At 66.4% G+C, this 8,327-nt stretch carries 7 protein-coding genes and 1 riboswitch; of the genes, 4 read left to right on the forward strand and 3 right to left on the reverse strand.

Going from position 1 to position 8,327, the window contains the following annotated elements; translation table 11 throughout:
* Positions 1–201: 201 nt before the first annotated feature.
* Both SB749_RS02915 and SB749_RS02920 read right to left on the reverse strand, forming a co-directional pair.
* Complete coding sequence (locus SB749_RS02915) at positions 202–1,515, reverse strand: MFS transporter (RefSeq protein ID WP_410708943.1); 1,314 nt, start codon at positions 1,513–1,515, stop codon at positions 202–204.
* 88 nt (positions 1,516–1,603) lie between these two features.
* On the reverse strand, positions 1,604–2,092 hold the full coding sequence (locus tag SB749_RS02920; protein ID WP_410708944.1) for a MarR family winged helix-turn-helix transcriptional regulator: 489 nt from the start codon (positions 2,090–2,092) through the stop codon (positions 1,604–1,606).
* Between the two features lie 218 nt (positions 2,093–2,310).
* A riboswitch (FMN riboswitch) is annotated at positions 2,311–2,439 on the forward strand.
* Between the two features lie 114 nt (positions 2,440–2,553).
* On the opposite strand from SB749_RS02920, the gene ribD reads away from it, so the two are divergent.
* The 4 genes from ribD to ribH all read left to right on the forward strand — a co-directional run bounded on the left by ribD (position 2,554) and on the right by ribH (position 6,339).
* Positions 2,554–3,648 carry a bifunctional diaminohydroxyphosphoribosylaminopyrimidine deaminase/5-amino-6-(5-phosphoribosylamino)uracil reductase RibD gene (gene ribD / locus SB749_RS02925; protein ID WP_410708945.1) on the forward strand — a complete coding sequence of 365 codons (1,095 nt, stop codon included), beginning with the start codon at positions 2,554–2,556 and terminating at the stop codon, positions 3,646–3,648.
* Between the two features lie 52 nt (positions 3,649–3,700).
* Positions 3,701–4,348 carry a riboflavin synthase gene (locus SB749_RS02930; RefSeq protein WP_410708946.1) on the forward strand — a complete coding sequence of 216 codons (648 nt, stop codon included), beginning with the start codon at positions 3,701–3,703 and terminating at the stop codon, positions 4,346–4,348.
* Entirely contained in the window at positions 4,341–5,807 is a 1,467-nt protein-coding gene (gene ribA, locus SB749_RS02935; RefSeq protein WP_410708947.1) for a GTP cyclohydrolase II, read from the forward strand. The genes SB749_RS02930 and ribA overlap by 8 nt, the downstream gene beginning before the upstream one ends.
* A 61-nt stretch (positions 5,808–5,868) precedes the next feature.
* Positions 5,869–6,339, forward strand: coding sequence for a 6,7-dimethyl-8-ribityllumazine synthase (gene ribH, locus SB749_RS02940; RefSeq protein ID WP_410708948.1), 471 nt, complete (start codon positions 5,869–5,871; stop codon positions 6,337–6,339).
* A gap of 96 nt (positions 6,340–6,435) precedes the next feature.
* Here the strand turns inward: ribH and poxB are convergent, their stop codons facing one another.
* Positions 6,436–8,151, reverse strand: coding sequence for a ubiquinone-dependent pyruvate dehydrogenase (poxB, locus tag SB749_RS02945; protein ID WP_376904677.1), 1,716 nt, complete (start codon positions 8,149–8,151; stop codon positions 6,436–6,438).
* Positions 8,152–8,327 lie beyond the last annotated feature (176 nt).

Here is an 8,327-nt window from a genome sequence, read left to right on the forward strand (position 1 = left end):
CTGCACCAGGCTTTCCGTCGAACATGTGTCGAACCGGTTTCAGATCTGCAACACAGCGCATCATTCACCCACTTGTCATGGTCCGGACACGGAAACGGCGCCCGAGGAACGATTCCTCGGGCGCCGTGATCAACGCTTCGCGGCCGCTTCGAAAAGGCTCGGCCTCGTCGACGATCGGCACTGCCTGCAGGCGAGTTCCCCTCAGGCATCGCCTCCGGTGAGCGCATAGGCCTCGTCGACCGGCGACTCGTCGATATGCCCGTCGACGCGACGCAGCTTCTTCCAACCGAGTGAGATGACGACGACCGACAGCAGCACGGCCCCGGCGCCGAAGAGGTACGGAGATCCCGCACTGATCGATTCCGATACCGCACCGGCGACGATCGGCGCCACGGCACCGCCGATGAAACGCACACCCGAATAGGTCCCCGAGGCGACCGGACGAGGCAGGTCGCTGACCTCCATCGCCGATTCGGTGAACACCGTGTTGAGCACGCCCAGAAGCATGCCGGCCACGATGATGCAGACGATGATTCCGGCCAGCGACTCGACGAGGAAGGACATGACCCCCAGCAGCACGGCCAGTGCGACCAGGGTGACGATGAGGCTGCGACGACGCCCGATCCGCTTGGTCAGCACGGGAGCGCCGAACACCGAGGTGATCGCCACGCAGATGCCCCAACCGAAGAAGACGTAGCCGAGACCCATGGCCCCGAAGTCCTCCATGCCCATCTTCGCGGCGGCAGCCTCGACGGGGAACGGGCTGTAGGCCAGCAGAATGAAGAAGCCGAAGTTGTAGAGCAGAGCGGAGACGCCGAGGATGGCCACCCCCGGACGAGCGAGCGCACGGAATGTGGCGCTGAGCTTGATCGGCTCAGCCGAAGCTCCGTTCGAGCTCGTGCCTCCCGGCAGCAGCACAACGATGGCGATGAAGCCGATGGCCATGAGGACTGCGGTTCCGAAGAACGGTCCGCGCCAGGAGATGCCGCCGAGGAGTCCGCCGAGCAGCGGCCCGGTGGCGATGCCGACGCCGAGAGCCGCCTCGTAGAGGATGATCGCCTTCTCAGCACCACCGGACGCAGCACCGACGATCGTCGACAGGGCGGTGGAGATGAACAGCGCGTTGCCCAGACCCCAACCGGCACGGAAGCCGATGATCTGGTCGACGGAACCGGAGAATCCGGCAAGAGCCGCGAACGCGACGATGAGGACGAGACCGATGAGCAGTGTGGTCTTCGCACCGATGCGGGATGACAGGAAGCTCGTGAAGAACATCATTCCGCCGGTGATGAACAGGTAGCTGGTGAACAGCAGCATCGATTGGGCGGGGCTGGCGTCGAGCTCGGCCGAGATAGCCGGCAGGATCGGATCGACCAGGCCGATGCCCATGAAGGCGATGACCGCGGCGAACGCGACCGCCCAGACGGCACGTGGCTGGCGAAGGATCGACGCTCCCGCCCCGGAATCGCCGGGTGTTTCGTCCCCTGTTGTTTCGTTGTCTGCTGACGCTCTCATCTGCTGGTCGCGTCCCCTTTCCTATGGTGCGCTCCGCTCCGAAGTCCGCTTCGGAAACGTGGTTGAAAAACTGAGATGTGCTCGACGGCTAGCCCGCGGTCGGTTCCGGATCCGATTCGTCGGCGGGTTCGTCGACGCCGTCGACCGGGTGGCGGTCCTTGAGGAAGTCCGATACCAGCCCAAGAGCGCGATCGACGCTCTGCCGCTCCTCGACGCTCAGCGACTCGAAGTAGGGCTGCATCTGCTCGATCATGATCGACCGGTTCTCCGCCAGCCTCGCCCGTCCGGCATCGGTGAGCGAGAACTGCGACGCGCGGCCGTCCGTGGGACTGGGTTCGCGCACGACGAGTCCGGCTTCTTCGAGTTTGGCGAGGAGCTTCGTCGCCGCGGGCTGAGAGCTCAGATATCCTTGCGCGAAATGGCCCACCCGTACGGGCTGATACTGCTCGACGACTGCGAGCGCACGCAGCGCCACCAGCGAGTTCTCATTGCCGATCACTCGTCGAAACGCTCTGGTCAGGCGCGACGAGACGACAACGAGCCGCGACACGAGTTCAGCCGAATCCACATCATCCATAACTTATTTATATACCCAGGTTATGCATTTTGACAAATCGGCATAAGCCTCAAGCTCCGCTCCGCCTCGCGCGCAAAGGCCCAGCCCGACCTCGGGCGCCGCTCCGCGTCGCACGGAAAGGCGCCACCCCACCCGCCCGCAAGAACTTAACCCCACCCGAATGTCACCATGTGACGGACCTCACGGCCGCCTCGGTGATGGTCATGCTACTCTGGCCTCACATGTTCCGGGGACGGTGAAATTCCGTACCGGCGGTCATAGTCCGCGAGCCGCTCGCATTCGTGCAGGCGGTTGATTCGGTGAAATTCCGAAACCGACAGTCAGAGTCTGGATGGGAGGAGCATGGTGGCCTCGGCCGCTGTGTCTGGTGCAATCGACCGCACCGTCGCACGCGACTGAGACGCCCTGATGGTTGCACCCGCAATATCCTCCCTCCCGGCGAAGGCTCGGGAGGTTTTTTCATGGACGCGCAGCCAGGCGAAGCAGCGGAATTCACGGATCTCGAATCCGCGGCGATGACCGCTGCCCTCAACGCGGCCCGCGAAGGGGTTCGCGGAGCGAATCCGCTGGTTGGCGCGGCAATCCTGACAGCCGACGGGCAGATCGTCACCGGTCACCACGGAGGTGCGGGCACGCCCCACGCCGAGGTGGACGCAATCACCACCGCTCACGACCTCGACATCGATCTGTCCACCTCGACGCTGTTCGTCACGCTCGAGCCCTGCAACCATCACGGCCGGACCGGCCCCTGCACCGAGGCGATCATCAACGCCGCGATCCCCTCCGTCGTCTTCGCTTCCCCCGACCCGAATCCCGTGGCCGCGGGCGGTGGACAGACCCTCGCCGAGGCGGGGCTGACGGTCCGTTCGGGACTGCACGAAGAGGACTCCCGCGCTCTCAATTCCCGCTGGGTCCGGTCGACGGCCGAGGCCCGCCCGTTCGTCACAGCGAAGATCGCACAGAGCCTGGACGGGGCCGTCGCCGCCGCCGACGGAACCAGTCAGTGGATCACTTCCGCGGAGTCTCGCGCACACGCTCACGAGGTCAGAGCCCGAGTCGACGCCATCCTCGTCGGCACCGGCACTGCCGTGGCCGACGATCCGCGTCTCAATGCCCGCGGTCCGGACGGAATCGCGCTCGACGACCAACCGCGGCCCGTCGTGCTCGGCACCTCGGAGCTGCCTGTCACATCGTTTCTCGCCCTCAACCCGAACACTCTGCAGCTGCGCACCCACGATGCCCGGGCGGCCTTGGACGAACTGTACGCCGCCGGAGTGCGACACCTCCTCGTCGAAGGCGGGCCGACGGTGCTCGGAGCGTTCTTCTCCGCGGGGGTCGTCGACGAGGTCTTCTGCTATCAGGCTCCGATGCTCATCGGACCCGGCCGCAGCAGTGTCGACGGCTTGGACGTCGGAACCCTGTCCGAGGCGCTGCGGCTGATCCCCGACGACACGGAGACACCGGCTGTGTCACGGCTCGGCCCGGACTTCCTGCTGCACTTCGCGACTGCGGACCCTGAGCCGGCCGCAACCGGCTCCCCCGAATCAGGCATATAGCCGCCGCACTCCCCCAGCCACCACCGACCACCGCATCAGAATCTGGAGTCACATGTTCACCGGAATCATCGAAGGACTCGGCACCGTTGAATCCATCGAGCACACGAACGATTCGGCCGCGATCACCATCGACGCGGGTCCTCTCGTCGCCGACCTCGAACTCGGCGGCTCGCTGTCCGTCAACGGAGTCTGCCTGACTTCGACGAGGCGGCCCACCGAGCAGCGTCCGGGCCTGTTCACCGCCGAGGTCATGGGCGAGACCCTGCGCCTGACCGGGCTCGGCACCTTGACCACGGGCGACCGCGTCAACCTGGAACGCTGCACGCCCGCCTCGGGGCGCTTCGACGGCCATGTCGTCCAAGGACATGTCGACGGACGCGGTGAGCTCCTCGATCGCATCGACCGTCCCGACTGGTCGACCCTGCGCATCGGGATCCCGAACGACCTCGCACCGCTGACCGCGGTCAAGGGGTCGATCGCCCTCAACGGGGTATCGCTGACGCTCACGGCCGTGTCCGAACCGAGTGCATCCTCGGCGTGGGTGGAGGTCGGCCTCATTCCGGCCACCCTGGCGCACACAACGTTCGGCGAGCTGCCGGTGGGCGCGGCTGTGAACGTCGAGGTCGACGTGCTCGCGAAGTACACCGCGCGCCTCCTGTCCTTCCGCACCGCCACCCAGCAAGGAGTCGATCATGACTGATCTCATCGCTCACGCCAGCCGCCTCGATCCCATCGATGCGGCCATCGCCGCCGTCGCCGACGGCCGGCCCATCCTCGTCGTCGATGATGAGGATCGGGAGAACGAGGGCGACCTCATCATGGCTGCCGAGTTCGCCGATCCCACGACGATGGGCTTCTTCGTCCGGCACACCTCGGGCGTCATCTGCGCACCCATGACCGCCGACCGAGCCGCAGCCCTGCGCCTGCCGCCGATGGTCACCGACAACGAGGATCCGAAAGGCACCGCCTACACGATCAGCTGCGACGCGGTCGGGGTGACCACGGGCATCAGCGCCGCCGAACGCGCCGAGACCGGTCGAGTCCTCGCCACCGCCCCGGATCCGGCTGCGATCTCGCGACCCGGCCACATCTTCCCCCTCATCGCGAAGGACGGCGGGGTCCGGGAACGTCCAGGTCACACCGAGGCCGGGGTCGAGTTCGCGCGCCTGGCCGGTGCTCAGCCAGTGGCGATGATCGCCGAGGTGGTCCACGACGACGGGTCGATGATGCGCTTCGACGCGGTGCGCGACTTCGCCGACGTCAACGACCTCGTCATGGTCTCGATCGAACAGCTCATCGCCTACCTCGAGCTGCGTGATTCGGGTGCGTCGGGCGACTCCGCGGCGGTCGTCCCAGCGGCCCCGGCTGCGTCGTCGAGCTCGGCCGCAGCCACGGCGTCGACTGCGGATGATTCCCGCACCGAAGCGGCCGCCTCGGTGACGGTTGCCGATGCACCTGGCGGGAACGGATCGGTCGAGGCGACCGCGGAGGTGGCTCTGCCGTCGGAGCACGGCAGCCTGCGGGCCCGCGCTTTCACGATCAACGGGCATGACCACCTCGGCGTCTTTGCGGGATCCCCGGAATCCGGCGCCGAGGGTCCGGCGCCTCTCGTGCGGCTGCATTCGGAGTGCCTGACCGGGGATGTCTTCGGTTCGCACCGCTGCGACTGCGGTGAACAGCTCGACCTGGCGCTCGGCCTCATCGCCGAACACGGTGGGGCGGTGCTCTACCTGACCGGACACGAGGGTCGCGGGATCGGGCTGAGCAACAAGCTGCGCGCATACGCTCTGCAGGATCAGGGGCGGGACACCGTGGATGCGAATCGGGACCTCGGATTCACCGACGACGCCCGCGACTACCATGCCGCGGCGACGATTCTGCGCTCGCTCGGGCTGACTCGCATCCGCCTGCTCACGAACAATCCGGCGAAGACCTCGGCTCTCGAAGAGCTGGGCATCACGGTGGAAGCCGTGGTTCCGCTCGAGGTCGCGGCGCGGCCGGAGAACACTCACTACCTGGCCACAAAGCGCGAACGCATGCACCATGTGCTCTCGCTGCCAGAGGTCACGGGCACATCCGGCACTGTCACGGGCACTTCCGGCACTGGCGCGGGCACCGTCGGGGCAAGCCCAAGCAGCGCCGGAGCCGTCGCCAGCTGAACCGCGCACTCACACAGACACGAACCAGGCTCTGCGGAGCCGTCGAACAAAGGACATACTCATGGCTCATTCCGGAGCACCAGAACTCACCGTCGACGCCGCTGACCTGCGCGTCGCCATCGTCGCCGCCTCCTGGCACACGCAGATCATGGACGGACTCGTCGACGGAGCCCAGCGCGCCGCCGCCGAGGCCGGAGCCGAGGCCACGCTCATCCGCGTGCCCGGCAGCTTCGAACTGCCCGTCGCCGCCGCCCGCCTGGCACCGCACTTCGACGCAGTCGTCGCCCTCGGCGTGGTCATCCGCGGCGGCACTCCGCACTTCGACTACGTCTGCCAAGCCGCCACCGACGGCCTCAACCGGGTCGCCATCGACTGCGGCAAGCCGGTGGGCTTCGGCGTGCTGACCTGCGATACCGAGCAGCAGGGACTCGACCGTGCCGGGCTCGAAGGGTCCGTCGAGGACAAGGGGCATGAGGCGATGACCGCCGCCCTCGTCACCGCTCAGGCCCTGGCGCCGTACGCGCTGGGCTGAGCTGCGCTCATCTTCACCGAGAAACGGGTTGAGCGTCGAGACTCGGGTGTGTACACCCGAGTCTCGACGCTCAACCCGTTTCTCGGCGCGTGCTCCTCAGAAGAGCTGACGGATGTTCGTCCGGGCGAGGTCGATGAGTTCGTCGCCCTTGCCCGAGAGCACCGTGCGGATGGCGTAGAGCGCGAAGCCCTTGGCCTGCTCGACGGTGATCGACGGCGGCATCGACAGCTCCTGGCGTTCGGTGACGACGTCGAGGACCGCGGGCCCCGGGTAGGCGAGGAATTCCTTGACGACCTTCGGCAGGTCTTTGGACTTCTCGACGCGGAAGCCCTTGATCCCGACCGCCTCGGCGATAGTGGAGAAGTCGGGGTTGTCGAGGTCCGTGCCGAACGTGACGAAACCGGCCGCCTTCATCTCGAGCTCGACGAAGTTGAGGGAGGAGTTGTTGTACACGACCGTCTTGACCGGCAACTTGTTCTGCGTGAGCGTGATGAGTTCACCGAGCAGCATGGCCAGTCCGCCGTCGCCGGCGAGCGCGATGGTCTGTCGGTCCTCGAAAGCCGACTGCACTCCGACGCTCTGAGACAGGGCATTGGCCATCGACCCGTGGCTGAAGGATCCGATGAGGCGGCGCTTGCCATTCATCGTCAGGTAGCGGGCCGCCCACACCACGGGTGACCCGACGTCGGGGATGAAGACGGCGTCGTCATCGGCCATCTCATCGAGGAGGCGGGTCAGGTACTGCGGGTGGATCGTCCGCTTCGAGGGTGTCGCCAGCTCGTCGAGGTCCTTGCGGGTCCTCTGATAGTGCTTGGTCAGGGACTTCAGATGCGTGCTGCTGCGGTTGGCCTTGATCTTCGGCAGCAGCGCTTCGACGGTGTCGGCGACCGTTCCGACAAGCGGAATGTCGACCTTCGTGCGCCGCCCGATCTGGGATCCGCGCACATCGACTTGGATGACAGTCGCATCCTCGGGGTAGAACTGCTGGTAGGGCAGGTCGGTGCCGAGCATGAGCAGAGTGTCGCAGTCCTTGAGCGCGGCGTAGCCGGAGGAGAATCCGAGCAGACCGGTCATGCCGACGTCGTAGGGATTGTCGGGTTCGACGAATTCCTTGCCGCGCATCGTATGGACGATCGGGGCCTGGAGCTTCTCGGCGATGGCGAGCAGCTCATCATGGGCGCCTTCGGTGCCGGCACCGGCGAGGATCGTCGTCTTCTTGCCCTTGTTGAGCGCCTTGGCCGCGGCTTCGACCTGGGACTCCGCGGGGATCATGTGCGACGGGTAAGCCTTGACCACCTCGGCGGCGGCATCGATGTCTGCCAGACCGACGTCACCGGGGATGACGAGGACGGCCACGCCGCGCTTCTCGATGGCCTCGCGCATGGCGATGCGCAGCAGTCGGGGCATCTGCTCTGCCGAGGAGACGTTCTCGACGTAGACGCTGCAGTCACGGAACAGCTCGGTCGGGTGGGTCTCCTGGAAGTAGTTCGAGCCGATCTCGTCGCTGGGGATCTGGGCGGCGATGGCCAGCACGGGAACCCGCGAACGCTGGGCATCGAAGAGCCCGTTGATGAGGTGGAGGTTGCCGGGTCCGCAGCTTCCGGCGCAGACCGCGAGTTCACCGGTCAGGGCGGCCTCGCCGCTGGCGGCGAAGGAAGCGGCCTCCTCGTGGCGGACATGGACCCATTCGAGCTGCGGGTTCACGCGGAGAGCATCGGTGAATCCGTTGAGCGAATCTCCCGGGATGCCGTAGACGCGCTTGACTCCGCTGGCGACGAGGGTATCGACGATGTTTCTGGCGACGGTGGGCATTGACTTCCTTCCGTTGAACCATGGCACCGGGGTGCATTCACAGCCCCGGCAGGGGGCGGCCCCACGCTCGGGGCCTTGACCGCGCTTTCAGTCTAGCCCCGAAGTCCACCAGGGCGGCTGTCCGATTCCTCACCCTCGGTTCAGGGAATATCTGCCGTTCCGGTCAGGGAATGCCC

The sequence above is a fragment of the Brevibacterium sp. SIMBA_078 genome, from assembly GCF_046534565.1.
Lineage (GTDB): Bacteria > Actinomycetota > Actinomycetes > Actinomycetales > Brevibacteriaceae > Brevibacterium.